This window comes from Aetokthonos hydrillicola CCALA 1050 (assembly GCF_017591665.1).
Classification (GTDB): Bacteria; Cyanobacteriota; Cyanobacteriia; order Cyanobacteriales; family Nostocaceae; genus Aetokthonos; species Aetokthonos hydrillicola.
In genome coordinates this window covers 65,450-83,207 of the sequence record NZ_JAAKGC010000031.1, presented here as the reverse complement: position 1 = coordinate 83,207, position 17,758 = coordinate 65,450, and the positions used below count along the sequence as shown (strand labels likewise).

The window sequence follows — 17,758 nt, the reverse complement described above, 5'->3', positions numbered from 1 at the left end:
ACAACAATCAATATTTGGGTAGGCAACAAAAGTAAAGGTACGGTTCAAGAAGCGTCTTGATACACGACTATTAGGAGCGACTGAACCCGCTCTGTAAATTAGAAACCCCATCCGCCATGCGGTGGGGTGGTTCATAGGTCCTAAACCAGAGACTGTTAAATGTACGGATGAAAAAGAAGAAGCAAAGCATATTGGTACTTGGGCAAAACAGCTAATTACACAGGATGGGTTTGCTTCTTATGAAATTTGTATCACTCCCTACAAACCAGCAACACGAAATGCTTTAGAAGCTGAAGGTATTTCCACTTTTGAACTCAAACCACGAGAAGAAGACCCCGGATCTGAGGAACCAGGTGTTCGCCTTGCTACAATGAAGCGAATTAAGGGGTTGGAATTTCGCGCGATCGCAATGGGGTGTACAACTGAATCAGACGCGATGAACAATCTCGATACAGCAGAATTACTTGACAGATGCGAGCGCTATGTTGCAGCAACCCGTGCGAGGGAACGTCTTTTAGTTTGTGTTGGTTTATGACGTTGTGTGACAGGCTATACTATGCTCGAACGATAGTAATAGAACGTCCACTTTGTGTAGTCGTCACTTCTGTTGTTAATCGTTCCTCTATGGGTAAAGCCTTAGTGCGCACATCGAAAATAACCAACCAACCAAAATTAACTCCCAACCTTGCCAAATAGGAATCCAATTGTTCAATCCCTGATTCCATGGGATCTCCCTTCTTATCACGCCAAGCTTTTAACTCGATTCCTAATGTTACATTCCCGTATTTAAGACACAAATCCATGCGATCGCGTCCAATTGCATACTCGCGCTCTAAGCTTCCACCACCGTTAACTACCCGATGCAAAAATGCCATTAATACCAAATGTGGTGCAATCTCGTGGTAAGCTGCACTACCAAGTAATGGTTCTCCATGTTGTAGCCAGAATGCTAAAAACGCCTGTAACAAAGCATCTGTATCTAATTCACTGGATTTAGTTAACCAAGTGGGTGTAATGTGAGGTAAAGAAGCCATTGGTGTCACTGTTAACACTCTGGGTAACACCTCACGATATATGGGATTAGCAATTACTAATCCTCCTTGTGGATCCATTTTACACAAGCCCAAGTCTATGACAAACTGGATATCATCATTGGGTACATTTCCTAGTTCCAAACCTGCAAGTATCGGTTCAATAATTGCTTTGACTCTTGGTTCTCGCAATCTTTCCGCAAGTGAATCAAGATGAGTATCTTGCCTTTTAATTAGTACTTCCTTAGCTTGGTAAATATGCTCAGATGTAATTGCTACATTTATATCCGTCACCATTTCTTCTACAATTTCTTTAGCAAGGGCATTAACCAACCAAGGTTGTCCCTGAGTCAAATCAAAGGCTAGTTGAATTGCTTCTGGTGTAAAAACTTGTCCCGTTTCGTCAGTATGTTGTTTGTATAATTGCTCAACTTCAACTTCATTAAAATCTCTCAAAGTGAGCGAGCGAACTTTGATATTAAAGGGACTTGCTGTATTGAATCTGTTGCTACCCCCAGAAGCAAGTTTATAATCGCGCACATCCCTCAAGCCAATTAACCCTACAGATAAGGGAAAGTTTTTAGGACGACCAACATAACCATCACGTAACTGCCGTAAAATCGAAATTAGTGCTTCATCCTGTAGAGAGTCAATTTCATCTATAAATATCACTAACGGTCGTGGTGAAGCTTGTGACCATACCCTGAGATTAGCTCGAATCTTTTGTCCATCTGCTGCTTCGTGCCAAGGTGGGGGTTGTAGCTCTTCGGGTAAACAGTCTGCGATCGCATCACGCCAAGCACCAAGAATTGCCAACTCTGCTTTTCCAGGGTCATAGCTAAACGGTGCGCCCACTTCAGCAGATACCAAAACTGCTGCGTATCGTCCGCTTTCTGTTAGTTGTTGTGCTAATGCTAGCATTGCAGTAGTTTTACCCGTTTGTCGAGGAGCATGGATTACAAAATAACTTTGTTGGGCAATGAATCGCTGCAAATTTGGCAACCGGAGAGTAGGCGGTAGCATGTAATGAATGTCAGCTTTACAAGGACCTGCGGTATTAAACCAACGAGGCATAAGAATTTAGGTATTTTTGAAGTGATGCCCTTAGTCTAGCGCTCTTAAACAGTTAAGAGTCAACAGTTATCAGTGATCAAGGCGATGGTGAAAAACTTAAACCCAAAGATAAACACATTATTCCTGACTGATAACCGATAACTAATAACTGTTTATCTACCCCATGAGCGAAAACTCCACCCTTTTGTGGGTGGAGTTTTTCATCTATTTATTACCAGGTAATTGTTGGGGTCTATTACCAGGTAACTGTTGGGGAGCAGAGAGAGGCTTGAAAGGCTTGAATGTGTTTATATCAACACATTCAGTATTATCTAGTTTGACTCTAAGTTCACTACTGAAAGTCACGAGTTGTTCGACAAGAGCTTGGCGATCTGTTAAACAACCTTTGAGCGCCATTAGTTCGCCCAAAGTCCACTCATAAAGATTTCTATCTGAATTGTTGATGAAAGTAGTTAACTCGTTCTTGATTCTCCAGATTTGGTTGAGCAATTCATCCACCTTGACATTGATGATGTTTGCAATCTGAATATTGAACGATTCCCTGTTTCCAAGGATAACAATCAATTCATCAACGTACTGTCTCACCAGAGTGATGAATGATTGATTCCATTCACTACGGAAGTTCTCGATCTTGATGTTAAGATCTGTGTACTTGTTGTTAATCTCCGTGTAGAGGTTGCCAATTCTATTGCTAATTTCCGTACTATTGACAACAAAATTGAGAAGTGAGTTTTTAATTTCAGGACTGTTCACAACAACACTTTGAATTTTTTGACTCAACTGATTATTTTCAATAATTTGATTAATGAAGACGTTGTTGTTGATAGCATTGTGCTGTAAGCGTTGGTCAAAATACTGATTCAACTCAGTATTGTTATTAATCAAGTTTTGGGTAATGACTTGGATGCTATTGCGAATATTTTGCTCAAAAGAGTTATTAATTTGCTGGGTGACATACTGATTAATCTGAGGATTGTTATTGACAATACTTTGAGTAATCAGGTTGATGAATGCCTCTTTACCACCTAAGAAGCTAATAAATTGATTAATCTGCTGTTCCAGCACAGTGATCAATGTCTCGTTCAAGACGCTCTCAATTTTTTGGCTAATTTCTGTACTGTTGTTAACGATGTCAATAATATTCTGGCTAAGCTCTGTGTTATTATTAACAGTTATTTCCACGCGTTGCTCAAAGTACTGATTCACTTGAGCGTTGTTATTAACAATCGTTTGAGTAATCAGATTAATGAATCCTTCTCTACCACCAATGACGCCAATGAATTCATCTATATATTGTGCCAGCACTTCGACAAATTTTTGACGTAAGATATTCTCAACTCTTTGGTTAATTTCTGTACTGTTGGTAACGATATTGACAATATTCTGGTTAACTTCTGTGTTGTTATGAAAAGCCAGTTGTACACGTTGGTCAAAGTATTGATTCAACTCAGTACTTTCATGAATGAGGCTGTTGGTAATCTGGTTAATGTGGTTGCGGATATTTTGCTCAAAAGAGTTGCTTATTTGCTGACTGACGTATTGATTCAGAGCAGTATTATTGTTGATAATGCTGCTAGTAATTAGGTTGATATTGTTGTGGATGTTTTCCTCAAAATGCTGGTTTAAATACTGATTCAGCTCAGTATTTTGATTAACAATGCTCTGAGCAATTAGATTAATATTGTTACGAATGTTTTGCTCAAAAGAGTTGGTTACTTGCTGACTAACGTACTGGTTAAGTTCCTGCTTATTGACTATGTTGCTGATAATTGCTCCGACATGATTGTGGATATTTTGCTCAAAAGAATTGGTTATTTGCTGACTAATGTGCTGGTTCAGTTCCTGCTTATTAACAATGTTGCTGATAATTAAGCCGACATGATTGCTGATATTTTGCTCGAAAGAATTGGTTATTTGTTCACTAACGTACTGATTCAGTTCTTGCTTATTAACAATATTGCTGATAATTAAGCTGATATGATTGCGGACGTTTTGCTCAAAAGAATTGCTTACTTGCTGGTTAACGTACTGGCTAAGTTCCTGTTTATTAATGATGTTGTTGATAATTAAGCCGATATTGTTCTGGATTTGTCGTTCAAAAGTTTGGTTAAAGTAGAGACTTAACTGCTGGTTAATTTTGTTCGATATCTCAACATTAATCTTGTCTGATAAGATTCTCTCAAGGTAATAGTCAGACCAACCTTGTAAGTTCTGTTCTAAGCTCAATTCTACTTGTTGGAGATAAGCATCCATTGAAAACTTGACTTTTGCAATTTCCATGGAGAGGCTCTTGAAGTGCTGTTCATAACTCTTAAGTAGCAATTGTTCGAGTTGATTCCAGTACTTCGTTTCCAGGGTTACATCAACTTTGTCTTGTGCTTTTGTAGAACTCTCAATTTGCTTTATTTGTTCCTCCCATTTCTTCTTAAATTCCTCTTCTTCAAACCTAAATCTGAGATCAAACGTATATTCTTCCCTACGTTCTCTACTTACAGAAGTAGAACCGCCAACAACAGTAGAACTCTCAACAACAGTAGAACCTTCAACAACAGTGGAACTGCCAACAACAGTAGAAATGCTGTTTATCGACTGCTGGCGTTTTTGTTCAATTTCAGCATCGCTTATTTGGTCGATCGCCAGAATCACCTGTCCTTCGTTATCTTCTTTGTGAGTGTCAAAAAATAAACCTGTTAGTGTAGTTTTCTCTTTAATTTGTAAAACTACTTCATCTTTGAGCCCGTTTAATGAAACCCAAGTTTCATCAGTTTCAACGTCAGTTAGTTTTGCAATAAATCTACCACCTCTGACTAGTATTAAAGCCCAAGGTTCTATATTAAATTTTTTGTTGTCTGACCAATAACTAGCATTGCCTTCACGAATTTTTATTCGATAATTACCCGGATTCAACTCAACAAAGTTAGAACCAGATTGTTTTAGACTAGAGAAGTGATTTTCGTCAAGAACATAACAATTACGTTTGCTATCTACTTTTAATGTAACAGGGTTAAAAAATTGCTTACTGCTAGTAATTAAAATGTCAATTGAACCACCACTATCTTCATTATTAAAATCAAAGAACAAAGCATTTAGAACTGCTCTTTCTTTTGTTTCTAACTTTAAAGTATCGTTGTATCCATTAAGAGTTGTCCATGTTGCACCTACTTCGAAACCTGTAGATCTATTAATAAAAGTAGTTCCACCATCTCCATATATCCACAGTAAAACAAAAGGTTCTCCTAGTTTTTTTGTCTTGTTATTGCTATAGCGACCACTAGAAATTCTGATATCAAAAGTACCTTTTTCAAAAATAAAAGATGTTGCAACGTTCTGCTGCAAATTGTTCATCTGGTTAGCGTCGATAACGTAACAGTTATTTTTGGTATCAATGGTTAAAGTATTCATAATTATCTCCTTGGTAACTTGAGTATTTTGGGGAACTTTCGGCTCTTCTGGTTTTTCTTCTGGGGGTATTTCCGTTAGTATTGTCGTGATTGGGTTATAAATACTCATGCCCGCCCAACGACCGATAGGATCGGTTACTGTAACTAAAGTACCCTTACCAGTTGTGGTATCAATACGAATTAATTGGCCGTCTTTTCCTAAGTTAAAGAAGTTGCCAGTTACGCCATAAAGTACATTACCAACAAATTCTATACTGGCAACAGAGGCAAAACCAATATCACCAATGATTTTAACTTCACCTGTGTCTAGGTTTGCAGTTGCCAATAACTTCTTCTTGTCGTAACCAATTAAAGTAATATACGCTTTACCGTCACCATCAAAGGCAACTTCGCCACAATTATAGTCTTTATCTGCTACTGTTATTGCTAAGTTACCTTTACCTGTTTCTAGATTAATAGCAATTAATTGTTTAGCTGTTGTGGCGTAGAGAGTTTGACGTTGGCGATTATATGCTAAACCAGATGCGGCAAAGCCAGTATTTCCAATTGTGACCGCGTCACCTGTATTCAGATCAATTTTAACTAGTTGAGTTTTATCACCTTCTCGATCCAACCCATATAGTTGGGAACCGACAAAAGCAATGTCAAAAACTTCTGTTACTATCTCCCCAATAAAAGAAGCTTTACCTGTGACTAGATCTAAAGTGTAGAGCTTGCTTAATTCATTGGAGATACAATCATGGATATAAACTGCTCCTGGTTGAAGTTTTGTGGTTGTAACTGTACGGCTGCCGCAAATAACTTTTTCTAAGAGAGCGCTAAAACCATTGAGCGTATCTTTATCTGTAAAAAATTGTCCACCTGTTGAGGTTGCAACTCTAGCGTATTCGCTTTTGATCCCTTCTTGATACTTGCTCTTAGAAGTTCCAAAATAGGTGTGAATAGTAACTCCAGCTTTTTGGGCTTTTTGGATCGCGAGATCAGCAGCGCGAATATCGTCCCGCTCTGTTTTATCTCCACCACCTTCGAGTGCTTCATCACCAAGATAAAAAATTGCTCGTGCTGCATCTTTGCGCCAATCAAAGTATTCAGAGATATCTTCAATGGCACGCGCTCCATCTTCTTGCGCTCCTGCGGACTTAAGTTCTCCTTTTTTTCTACCCCGGAGTTTAGATTCGGATACCTTAACTTTTTGAGTTAAATACGCTCTGATAGTTTGGTCGAAGTTTGTTCCTTTCCAAATACCTTCTATGCCTAGCCAAACCACTCTTAAATCTGAAGGACAACTAGATTTAGCTTTAGTGATCGCACTAGCAGCTGCATTACTAAGACCTTGAGCTTGGTCTTTCATCGAAGGGCTAGTGTCTATAAGGATCACTAAATCAACAGCAATTGCAGAGTTTGCTTGTTTAGTCATGCTGATTTCCCTTGTTTTGTTTTTGATGAAACTGAAAAATTTCATATTTGCAAAGGTTTACGAATTTCAAATTTAAGAATAGAAACCCAAGCAGGAGATGGTAGAGTAAAACTTATCATTAGTAGCTTAGCGTAAATACTTAGCTCTCGAAGTTGATGTAATTTAGCTCTTCCAGTTATTTAAACGCTCTTCACTGAAAAAATACAAGATCACAAATGTCATATATTTATCTTGTATTTTAATTTTTTTTAATTCTTGTATCATAGAAATTTTGTTTCGTCAATAGCTCCCATGAGTTATTAATAAGTCTTATAAATCATAAAAATAGCTACAGTGCACATAAAATGTATTATGTCAATCCATAAAAGTCATATGAATTATCAAAAAATAATAATTTATATTAAAATATGTAACTATTTATATAGTGAAGTTTTCATTAATTTTAGGCTAAAACATTTATTTTAATAGTACATAGGTCATTGGTACAGTAGTTTATTTATCGAATTATTAAACTTACTCTACACATCCCATTAACAAAATGCTTCGTCAAGATATCATCAAACGGTATGCAGCGCAAGAAAGAAATTTTCAACACCTAAATTTAAGCCAGATTTTTTTGCAAGGTGTTGACTTTAGTAATGTTGACTTTAGTTATGCTAACCTTACTAGTGCTAATCTTAGTGAGGCTAACTTAAGTTTTGCCAATCTGATTTGGACAGACTTAAATCGGGCAGATTTGCAAAGAACCAATTTAACTCAAGCAAATTTATCGAATGTGAGTTTATTATGGGCAAATTTAAGCTATGCTCTTTTAATCAAAGCGAACTTAACAAGTGCTCACTTAAATTATGCCCAGCTTCATTATGCCTGTTTACAAGAGGCAAATTTAACAGAAATTAATTTAGAAAAAGCTTGCTTGACTCAAGCAGACTTAACACGAGCAAACTTATTTAAAGCAAACCTTAAAGCTGCAGATTTTAGAGACGCTATTTTTGATAAGGCTAATCTTTGCCAATCTAATTTAGAAGGAGCTATTTTACATGCTGCTTCTTTGCAAAAGGTTGATTTAGAAGGAGCGCAGTTACAAGATACTATTTTAAAGTATGCAAATTTAACTGAGTCAGATTTAATTAACACAGATTTGAGTAATGCAGATTTGAGTAATGCTATTCTACGTCAAGTATCCTTAGAATTAGCTACTTTATTTAATGCCGAGTTGAGTTATGCTGACTTAAGTTCAGCTTCTTTATTTAAAGCTAACCTAGAGGAGGCGGTTTTGAATGGAGCAAATTTGAGTGATACAGATTTAAGACATGCAAATTTTACAAATACAAAACTAGAGGGAGTCAATTTTTCTGGTTCTCGCGTAAAAAAAGCACAGTTTACTGATGCTATTGGATTAACTTTTCAGCAAAAGCAATGGCTGAAAGAAAATGGAGCCTTGAATATTTCTGAATTAAAATAGTTGTGTTTAATGCACACCTTTTTGGAAGTTATTGGCTTAAGTATCTCATAAAAACCAAAAGCTTATTGTATCGTTATTGTTAAAATCCATGATTACTATAGAACAATTGCTTGAAATTACCGAGAAACTAGTCGTTAATAAAACAGGAAAAACACTATCTTTTATTCAAAAAGCTATTCTATTGGCATCTCTATCAGAAACTAAGAAAAACTACGCACGAATTGCTATAGAGAATAACTATTCAGAAAATTATGTAAGACGGATGGTTGCTCCTAAGTTGTGGCAACTACTTTCCGAGATTCTCGGTGAGAAAATTAATCGAACTAATTGTCGTGCTGTACTAGAGCAAAAATTAGATGTTCGATCTTTCGAAACGACATTTAAACAAACGCAAAATCATCTAAAAATAAATTTAGAATCCCCAGAAGGGCAAGTTCCTCTTTCTTCTAGCTTCTATATTGAACGTGGTTTAGAAGAAATTTGCTATGAAGAAATTCTTCGGCATCGTGCGTTTATCCACATCAAGGCACCACGCAAGATGGGAAAAACTTCTTTGATGACAAGGATTATCTCTCACAGCAGTTTACATAATTATCAACCCGTAAGATTAAGTTTACACCGGGCCGAAACAGAAGTTTTCATTTCAGTAGAAAAATTTTTGCGTTGGTTCTGTGCTAATATTACCTATCAATTAAAAATAGAATCAAAGCTAGACCAATTCTGGAATAACGATATAGGAGCTTTGATGAACTGTACTATTTACTTTCAAAACTATCTACTACAGGAAGTTTCTAATCCTATTATTTTAGCATTAGATGAAGTAAATAAGTTATTTGAATATCCTCAGCTAACTCGTGATTTTTTAAGTTTACTGCGCTCATGGTGTGAAGAAACTAAAGATATATCAATTTGGCAGAAGTTCCGTTTATTAATTGTTACATCTAGCTATTTTACTAATTTAGATATTAATCATTCTCTTTTTAATGTAGGGTTATCAATTGCTCTACCTCGGTTTACAATGCCGCAATTAGAAGATTTGGCACAGCGCCACCAACTCCAACTTTCATCTTTACAATTGGAAAAACTAATGGAAATTACAGGAGGATTTCCTTATTTAGTGCGATTAATGTTTTATCATTGTGTTCAATATCAAGCTACAGTGGATGACTTACTTCAAAATGCTACGAATGATACTGGAATTTTTAGCAAACATTTAGATGATCAGTTCGACTATTTAATGCAAAACGCTGAATTAGTTGATGGTTTAAAGAAAGTTATACAATCGTCGAGCCCCGTAAATTTAAAACGAGAGATAGCGTTTAAATTAAAAGATTTAGGGCTAATAAGTTTAGATAAAAATTTGTCAGAAATTAGTTGTGATTTATACAAAAACTATTTCAGCAATTACTTTAACAAAATGGCAAGTTTACAACAAAAAAAAGATAATTTAAAGTATATCGAAAACTATAAAGAATCCCAGATAGGAGTTAGATAATTGAAAATTCTCCTGCGGAGGGAGAGGGAACAGAATCTAGCTCCCTTCTCCCTCCGCAGGAGAGGGTTAGGGTGAGGGTCAATGGGAGCCAAAACGCCACGAATTTATGAAACGCTGTACTTAGTTGCTGATCAACTAAAACAATTTAAATGTAATAAAAGCTTTAGGCTTTAGTTAAGAGCATTGGCGATTTCAGTACCGAGAAGATGTAAAGTTTTGTGCTTAACGAACTCCGCAGCAGAGCGAGCAGATTCAGCCAAAATAGTATCCGTATTGGGTGTGAGCTTTAAAGCACCACCCAAGTATCCTAAAGCCTTGCAGAAATGGTCATCCAAATTAGTAGCTGCTAGCCTTTTAACAATTTGGTGTTCGCCACGATGAAAAGCAGCTAAAGCTTCGGCGTGCAGGTCATTTTCGGGAGTTCCCAAAACATTAACAATTGCATCAACAGCAACTTTAACTTTTTCTGGTGAGAGTTCAGTACTAGATGGAGCTGCTTGCATAGTAGTAAGGTTCCTTTTTAACAACAATAATACAGCTTCCGTTGTTGTCAGTGACTGCAGCGTGTCTTGCGTCCTTCACCAGGAGTTTTAACTGAGTCTGTTCTCCAGAGCATCTAAAAAGCGCAAAGAAAACTTCCTAAAGTTGTCAAGTTTCACTTTAAATGTTGTAACAAACACTCAGCAATACGTTTTGCTGCACCTGGGTTACCCATCCGCCGAATACCATTTTCCGCAATGGTATGTAGCCGATCTGGATTTAGGAGGAGCGATCGCACTACCCCAGCAACTTCTTCAGGCTGTTCGACTAAAGTAACAGATATTCCTAACAGGCGGCTTTGTGCTTCAGCAAAAGCAGGAGTAAATTGTGGTCCCTTTCCTGGAATAATGATTGCTGGTTTTCCTAAACCGACAAATTGCTCTGTAGCTGTTCCAGCCATTGCGATCGCCAGATCTCCTAAATGTAGGCATTCATTATAAGCATTTTGTGTCAACAGAAAATACGCATTTTTTTGTTTAAAAGTCAAGATATCAGCATCGGGAATTTTGATAGGAGATTCCGGGTGAGGACGCCAGCCTTGGGATTGGAGGATTTGGCGCATACTTTCATAGTGTAGAGTGGGAGCGATCGCGCCCAAAAACACCACTGTTCCAGAAGTGTGACGAGAAAAATCTCGCTTTTGAAAAAGTGCCATTAATGCAGACACCGCAACCATAATAGAGCGCCAATTGGCGTATGCTTCTGGGGGACGGGAACCTGGTAAAATAGTCACAATTAAAGGCCTAGTAACTTCTTCTTTTTCCGTGTCAGAGCTATAAAATTGCTGACGAGACAACTTCGGTTCAAGACCATCCATCATTGGATTACCTAAATCAAATGCAGGAATCCGAAATTTTTGCAATACCTCGGTAGTCAGTGAGTCTCTGGGAAACACTGCCTTGCACGAAGAGCGGCTCATTAACCAACGCTCCCAAGAATGGTAAACTGAACCAGAAAAATTTTCGAAATAAGCAGCTTTTTTGTTTCGTCTTAACAAAGACACTTCATCACGTACATAATACTCCGATCTAGCTGTACCTACAAAAGCATAATTTGCTTTACTCATCCATGCAAACAAGAGTGGTACAATATCCCCAACAGCTAAAATGGCTTTTGCATTATTTAATTTTTGGTGAAAATTTACCCACCGGCGTATAGCTTTAGTCTGACTAAGAGTAAGTTGAATTAAGCCTCCTCTAACATCTCTGAGAAGTTGGCGTCCGTCTTGGTAAATAAAACCACCAGAAGGCATGGTGCGGACTGAACCAATGAGGGGAATACCTAATTCTTGGTAAGCGTGTCCACCACCGACTAAAGGCAAAGCGAATATATCTGGGGGGTTTGGTTGTTGCTGGAGTTCCCGTAGAATTCTTACAGCGATAGCATCTTCTCCATGACCATTGCTTAAAACTAGTAACTGTAGGGGAATATTTTCTGATTGCACGTTGGATGATGCAGATAAGGATAATAAATCACTCATAAGAAACAAAAACTTGTAATTAACTGTCTTTAGAGATAGAGGGGTTGAATCAGAGTATAAAGACGCACATTCAAAAAAGGTAATCAATTATCAATATATATTGACATGGCACAAGTTTCACTCCTAGGATGCACCCGCATTATGTCACCATCCCGAGTAAAGTTAGAAAAAAATTTTTGTGAAGAAAAATCTAATGCTATAGCTCTCCTCGACTCTACACTCATAGGGATAACCCAAAAAATTTGGGAAGTCCACTGCAACGCTGCTGAGGTAAAACGAACAATTTTCCGACTCAAAAACACGGAAACCTATCGCAGACAATGAGTACAGGCTCATTGAAGAGTATCGAATTTGACAGTAACCGCCAATAATAGCCCTTTTGTGAAAAGTTTGTGAGCTAAATGATCTTTCATTTTTAATTCCACGCAACAGTACTAGGTTAACAAGCAGCTCTCATCTAAAATCTAAAAATAAACTGCCCAAATCGAAATTTAAAATCGTAAATCTAAAATTGTTATGCTTACTGGTACAACTTTGCAGGGTGGCAAATATACTCTAAACCAGGAAATAGGGCGAGGTGGCTTTGGTATTACGTTCAAAGCAACTCATCACTTCTTAACTCAGATAGTGGTGATTAAAACCCTTAACGAGAAACTGCGACAACATCCTGATTTTGCTAAATTTGAGCGTCAGTTCCAGGATGAAGCAAGACGCTTGGCTACTTGTATCCATCCAAATATAGTTCGGGTAAGCGACTTTTTTGTGGAAGATGGACTACCCTACATGGTAATGGAGTATATTCCTGGTGAAACTTTGGGGGAGGCATATGTCTTACCAGGTATACCCTTATCAGAAGCAACAGCAATTCATTATATTCGTCAAGTTGCAGCAGCATTACAAGTCGTACATAACAACGGTTTGCTGCACCGCGATGTTAAACCAGACAATATAATTCTTCGTGAAGGAACTCAAGAGGTAGTGCTGATCGATTTTGGCATTGCCAGAGAATTTAATAGTGGAGTTAGACAGACTCACACGGGTACAGTTTCAGAAGGCTATTCCCCAATTGAGCAATATTTACCGCAAGCGCCTCGCACTCCAGCCGCCGATGTGTATGGTTTAGCAGCAACCCTATACTCACTGTTAACAGGACAAGTGCCTTTACCAGCTTTGTTACGCGATCGCCAACAAATGCCTTCTCCTCGTGAATTACAACCTCATATTAGCGCAGTCGTCAATCAAGCTGTGATGCGTGGTATGGCTGTAGATGCTCGTTTCCGTCCAGCAACCGTTGGAGAATGGCTAGGCTTGCTACCAGAGGATATGGTAAGTCTCCCTGAACGAGTCTTAACACAAAAAATAACAGCTAGCAATTTATCCACCCAGCGATCCCCCAAAAATTCCTTCGGGACAGCATTTGGTAGTAATATAACAGGTCAACCCATTTTGCAAAAGTTGCGATCGGCATTTCCCCACGGTGGTGACGCTCGTTCCGACGCTCGTTCCGACGCTCGTTCCTCGCTACCGCTAAAGCTATCGCGATCGCCTAAAGTTTTAATTGGTACAGGTATAGCCTTGATTGCTGCGGTTATAGGGTTCGCCATAACCGCCAGCATGATTGGCAAAAAAACAAAACCGCAATCGTCTCCACAGCCGTTTATGACGAAGCCCAGTTTTGAAACTTCTCAACCAACACCTACACCTTCAACACAAGTCACTAACACTCCAAAACAGACTAATACCTCGTCACGATCAAAGTCTACTGTTAGAGTACGTAAGCGCAGCCGTCACGTTTCCCGCGAAGACAGCGGAAATCCTCCGAGCCCTAATGCTACACCAGAATCACAACAACGTAATTCAGAAGAATCTCAACGCCGCAAATCAAATGGGGATTCCTCAACACCAGCTTCCTCTGGTTCATCTTCATTGTTAATGAACAAACTCAGAGAAATACGGGATTCTCGTAGGTTTTCATCTCCACCATTACCATCATCCAATAGCTCATCCTCTGTTGTTGTACCAGTACAACCTTCAGTAAAGAAACCAAAGCACTCCGATTCTCCAGGTGTAATTGTTCCAACACAAGAGATACATAGAGAACACTCATTTCCTACTGAAAATCAGCCCCCTGTTAAACCATATAGATCTGATAGAGAGCAGCCAGATCAACCAGATCAACCAGATGATAATGATTAGTCGGGCATAGGGCATGGGGCGTTAGGGATAGACTAATTCCTGCTCCTGTGCTCTCCCATGCCCATTACCCTATGCCCCATGCCATAACTCCATCTGCTGGATACCAAAATGCCAAACTTCATATCCTGGTTGACTAAGATGCAAACCATCTGTAGTCAAATCTTCCCGCAAATTGCCTTGAAAATCCGTAAACCAATTATAAAGGTTTAAATAATTAGCGCCTTCTTGATGGGCGATAAGAGCTAATTGATAATTAATGCGACGAATTCGGGCATTAGGAATTGTAGGTAGGCGAGTAGGCAAAATTGATTGAATAATAATTCGAGTTTTTGGGTGTTCTCGCCGCAAGCGACGAATGATTTGGCGGTGATTACTTAAAATAGCTTGATCTCTAGTACCCTTTCGCAAGTCGTTAATTCCAGCCATTATGTAAATAACGTCTGGTTTCGTACTAGAAAAAGCAGACAGTCTTTTTAAAATCCCCTCGGAAGTGTCTCCAGAGATCCCCTGATTCAGCCAAAACTTACTATTAGGCAATTTATCTTTGGGAAACCACATACTTAAAGAATCACCAAGCAAAATGCCCAAATGATTAGCACTTTGACTCTGAGAAATCGCTTTGGCTTCAATAGCTAGTAAATTTTTCCAGTCTTCATATGTCAGTTGGTGCTTTCTCGCTGATTTCCATAATGGCTGCAAATTTTTATCAGCCAAATGTGTATAGCTTTCACTTGCCTGGAGCGCAGTTAATCTTTGATAATAAAGCTGGCTTCCAGATACTATTAATTGAGTGTTAGCTGGATGATTATTTGGGTTGAAAGGTATTTGGAACTTATCATTCCTCAATTCTGGAGATCTATCAGAAGCTGGAACTATTTTTTCATTGACTGTTGAGTTTAAATCCTGACTCAAATCCCAGAGAACGCTATGATTTGGTTGCTGAATTATTGACAATTGTGATAGAGCCGATGCTGGTATTGCCAATATTGTTAACAAGCCTGCTACCAACAGATAAACATCCCTCATAAACACGTCCTCGATAGCGCTCTTAACCACGCTTGCGTAGACAATGGAGAAAAGGGCAGCAGTTGTTGTAACCACCGTGGCAATTTTACTTGAAGAATATGAACGAAACTCGCACTCATTTGGTATTTATTCTATGATGATCGTCACACCTATTGTTGTTAAATCGCTTTTCTGTCTCTGGTAGCCGCAAAACAGGCGATTTAGTTATGTATTAAATTTGTATGTTTTTTATTACAAAGTCTTTTTGTGATGGAGCAGGGTTATTGGCTATTTAAATCTCCTCTACTGACTACTTTTACTTTTGACAGGATTAGCTAGCTGTTATCAGGAAAACTGAATGTTAGATAAACTAGATATGAATAAACATAACTGGCAAGGAGGTAAAGGGCAATCGGGAATCTAAAGAATTCCCCATGCTCCAACCCTGTAAGTAATGTTTATTGATCCCCGATTATTTAGGTTATTAATACTATTTACACCAAATAGGCGTGTAAAATTTAATCATTGGGCTATATTTACGATCTCTTCAAGGTTTTTTGCCTCTTTTTAAAACCTTAAAACTCTTTTCATATAGCCCAAACACTCTTAGTTTAAAACTGCCGTGACCAATCGCTAGGCCAACGTTCAACTACAACTTTTGTCTGGGTGAAAAACTCTACCGCATGGTGGCTTTGACCATGCAAATCACCAAAAAAGCTTTCTTTCCAACCGCTGAAAGGAAAAAATGCCATTGGAGCAGCAACCCCTATGTTGATCCCAATATTTCCTGCTTCTGCTTCATAACGAAATTTACGAGCAGCTGCACCACTTGTGGTAAATAAACAGGCCATGTTACCGTATTGCCCACTGTTGACTAAAGCGATCGCCTGCTCAATAGTTTCTAAGTGTATCAAACTTAAAACAGGGCCAAAAATTTCAGTAGAGGCAATTTCTCCTGTAGGGTTGATGTTTTCTAGAATAGTTGGTCGGATAAAATGACCCTTTTCATATCCAGAAATTTTTGGAGATCGCCCATCCACTAAAACACTAGCACCTTCATCAACTCCCTTTTGAACCAATTCCTCAATTCTGGCTTTACTTTGTGCTGTGATCACTGGTCCCATTTCCACATTTTGATCTAAACCATGACCAACAACACGCTTTTTTGCAGCTTCTGCGATCGCGTCTGTAAAAGTTTTACGAGCTTTCCCCACAGTGACGGCTATTGAAGCAGCCAGACAGCGTTGTCCTGCACAACCAAAAGCACTATCAGCAGCAATGCGTGTGGTCATATCCATATCTGCATCTGGCAAAACAATCAATGGATTTTTTGCACCACCTTGGCATTGAACACGTTTGCCATTAGCTGCGGCGCGACTATAAATATATTTAGCTATAGGTGTGGAGCCAACAAAGCTAATTGCTCGAATTTTAGAATGATCTAAAATTGCGTCTACAGCTTCTTTTGCACCGTTCACCAGGTTGACAACTCCTTTCGGTAATCCAGCTTTCTCAAATAACCGAAAGATTTTTTGCATTGTCAGGGGTACTTTTTCCGAAGGTTTGACAATATATGTATTACCACAAGCTAAGGCATAAGGTAGAAACCAAAACGGAATCATCCCTGGAAAGTTGAATGGACCAATCACCGCCGCCACTCCTAGAGGTTGGCGAATCATCATTTCGTCAATACCTCTAGCCACATCTTCCAAATTTGTGCCCTGCATCATCACAGGAATACCGCAAGCAACTTCCACGTTTTCAATAGCACGGCGCATTTCTCCTTTAGATTCCGCCAGAGTCTTACCACATTCTAGGGTAATTGTGCAAGCTAAATCCTCAAAATTCTCTTCCATGAGATTCTTGAGTTTAAATAGATACTGCACTCGCTCCGTGGGTGGAGTCCGTCGCCAATTCACAAAAGCCTCTGCTGCTGCTTGTACTGCTTGATCTACATCAGCCGCTGTTGACAATGGCACTCTGGCTAGCACCTCTGCTGTAGCTGGGTTGATGACGTCTAGATGTTCTGTAGCGCTAGATGTACACCACTGACCATTGATGTAGTTGGGTAAGCTATTAGTTGTACTCATGACGGGGTTGATGCAACAATAGGGGTATTAGTACCTGTGCAAAATTAATTTAACATTTTGTAGAACTAGGAAACTATTACCTACATTCTTGCCCTACATTTGTAGGCGCAAACAGCGTACTCTGCGAGAAGCCGGAGGCTATGCCCTTATAGTAGGGTGTATTTAACACAAATGAGAATTGCTATAGTTGCAATCTAGGCTGAATTCCGAATAACGGATATCATTTCCAGACAAGTACTAGCGATTGCATTTTGTGGATCTACTCGGAGTGCTAGTTGCCAACAAGTAATAGCATCAGGAAAGTTCCCTTCCAAAGCCAGCAGTTTACCAGCCAAAGCATGGAAGTCACCATTGCCGTTATATAAAGCTAATGCTTGATCGTTGTTTACCTTTGCCTCTGAATAAAGCCCAAGTTGCAACAAATGTAGTGCTTGTCTGTGGTACCAAATTGCTTGATCGTGAAGACGTATCAAATCAGACAAGTCTGCTTTGCAGCGCCTACAAGTTTGGGAATTTCCCATTCCCGGACGATAAATAGCTCCACAGACAGGACATTTCATAATT

General features: G+C 38.8%; 11 protein-coding genes. 4 read left to right on the top strand and 7 right to left on the bottom strand.

The annotated features are described in order from the left end of the window. Window positions 1-121 precede the first annotated feature (121 nt). Window positions 122-535 carry a DEAD/DEAH box helicase gene (locus tag G4P69_RS17445; protein ID WP_208340186.1) on the top strand — a complete coding sequence of 138 codons (414 nt, stop codon included), beginning with the start codon at window positions 122-124 and terminating at the stop codon, window positions 533-535. 19 nt (window positions 536-554) lie between these two features. Here the strand turns inward: G4P69_RS17445 and G4P69_RS17440 are convergent, their stop codons facing one another. Both G4P69_RS17440 and G4P69_RS17435 read right to left on the bottom strand, forming a co-directional pair. Continuing rightward, window positions 555-2,105 carry an ATP-binding protein gene (locus tag G4P69_RS17440; RefSeq protein WP_208340187.1) on the bottom strand — a complete coding sequence of 517 codons (1,551 nt, stop codon included), beginning with the start codon at window positions 2,103-2,105 and terminating at the stop codon, window positions 555-557. Between the two features lie 204 nt (window positions 2,106-2,309). Next, the gene (locus G4P69_RS17435; protein WP_208340188.1) at window positions 2,310-6,923 is read right to left on the bottom strand and encodes a hypothetical protein; all 4,614 of its coding nucleotides are present in this window, start codon (window positions 6,921-6,923) and stop codon (window positions 2,310-2,312) included. 538 nt (window positions 6,924-7,461) lie between these two features. Here G4P69_RS17435 and G4P69_RS17430 point away from each other — a divergent pair. After that, complete coding sequence (locus G4P69_RS17430; protein WP_208340189.1) at window positions 7,462-8,388, top strand: pentapeptide repeat-containing protein; 927 nt, start codon at window positions 7,462-7,464, stop codon at window positions 8,386-8,388. 88 nt (window positions 8,389-8,476) lie between these two features. After that, window positions 8,477-9,883: an AAA-like domain-containing protein gene (locus G4P69_RS17425; protein ID WP_208340190.1), complete on the top strand. Its 1,407-nt coding sequence runs from the start codon at window positions 8,477-8,479 to the stop codon at window positions 9,881-9,883. Window positions 9,884-10,053: 170 nt separating this feature from the next. Here G4P69_RS17425 and G4P69_RS17420 read toward each other — a convergent pair whose 3' ends face one another. Both G4P69_RS17420 and G4P69_RS17415 read right to left on the bottom strand, forming a co-directional pair. Further along, window positions 10,054-10,386 (bottom strand): hypothetical protein, encoded by a 333-nt coding sequence (locus G4P69_RS17420; RefSeq protein ID WP_208340191.1) that lies wholly within the window; start codon window positions 10,384-10,386, stop codon window positions 10,054-10,056. Between the two features lie 152 nt (window positions 10,387-10,538). Then, window positions 10,539-11,903 carry a lipid-A-disaccharide synthase-related protein gene (locus G4P69_RS17415; protein ID WP_208340192.1) on the bottom strand — a complete coding sequence of 455 codons (1,365 nt, stop codon included), beginning with the start codon at window positions 11,901-11,903 and terminating at the stop codon, window positions 10,539-10,541. Between the two features lie 516 nt (window positions 11,904-12,419). Here G4P69_RS17415 and G4P69_RS17410 point away from each other — a divergent pair. After that, window positions 12,420-14,099 (top strand): serine/threonine protein kinase, encoded by a 1,680-nt coding sequence (locus tag G4P69_RS17410; RefSeq protein ID WP_208340193.1) that lies wholly within the window; start codon window positions 12,420-12,422, stop codon window positions 14,097-14,099. A gap of 69 nt (window positions 14,100-14,168) precedes the next feature. Here the strand turns inward: G4P69_RS17410 and G4P69_RS17405 are convergent, their stop codons facing one another. From G4P69_RS17405 to G4P69_RS17395, 3 genes are all read right to left on the bottom strand, one after another. Beyond that, window positions 14,169-15,125, bottom strand: coding sequence for an SGNH/GDSL hydrolase family protein (locus G4P69_RS17405; RefSeq protein WP_208340194.1), 957 nt, complete (start codon window positions 15,123-15,125; stop codon window positions 14,169-14,171). A gap of 590 nt (window positions 15,126-15,715) precedes the next feature. After that, window positions 15,716-17,194 (bottom strand): CoA-acylating methylmalonate-semialdehyde dehydrogenase, encoded by a 1,479-nt coding sequence (locus tag G4P69_RS17400; RefSeq protein WP_208340195.1) that lies wholly within the window; start codon window positions 17,192-17,194, stop codon window positions 15,716-15,718. 194 nt (window positions 17,195-17,388) lie between these two features. Next, window positions 17,389-17,754, bottom strand: coding sequence for a hypothetical protein (locus G4P69_RS17395; RefSeq protein ID WP_208340196.1), 366 nt, complete (start codon window positions 17,752-17,754; stop codon window positions 17,389-17,391). Window positions 17,755-17,758 lie beyond the last annotated feature (4 nt).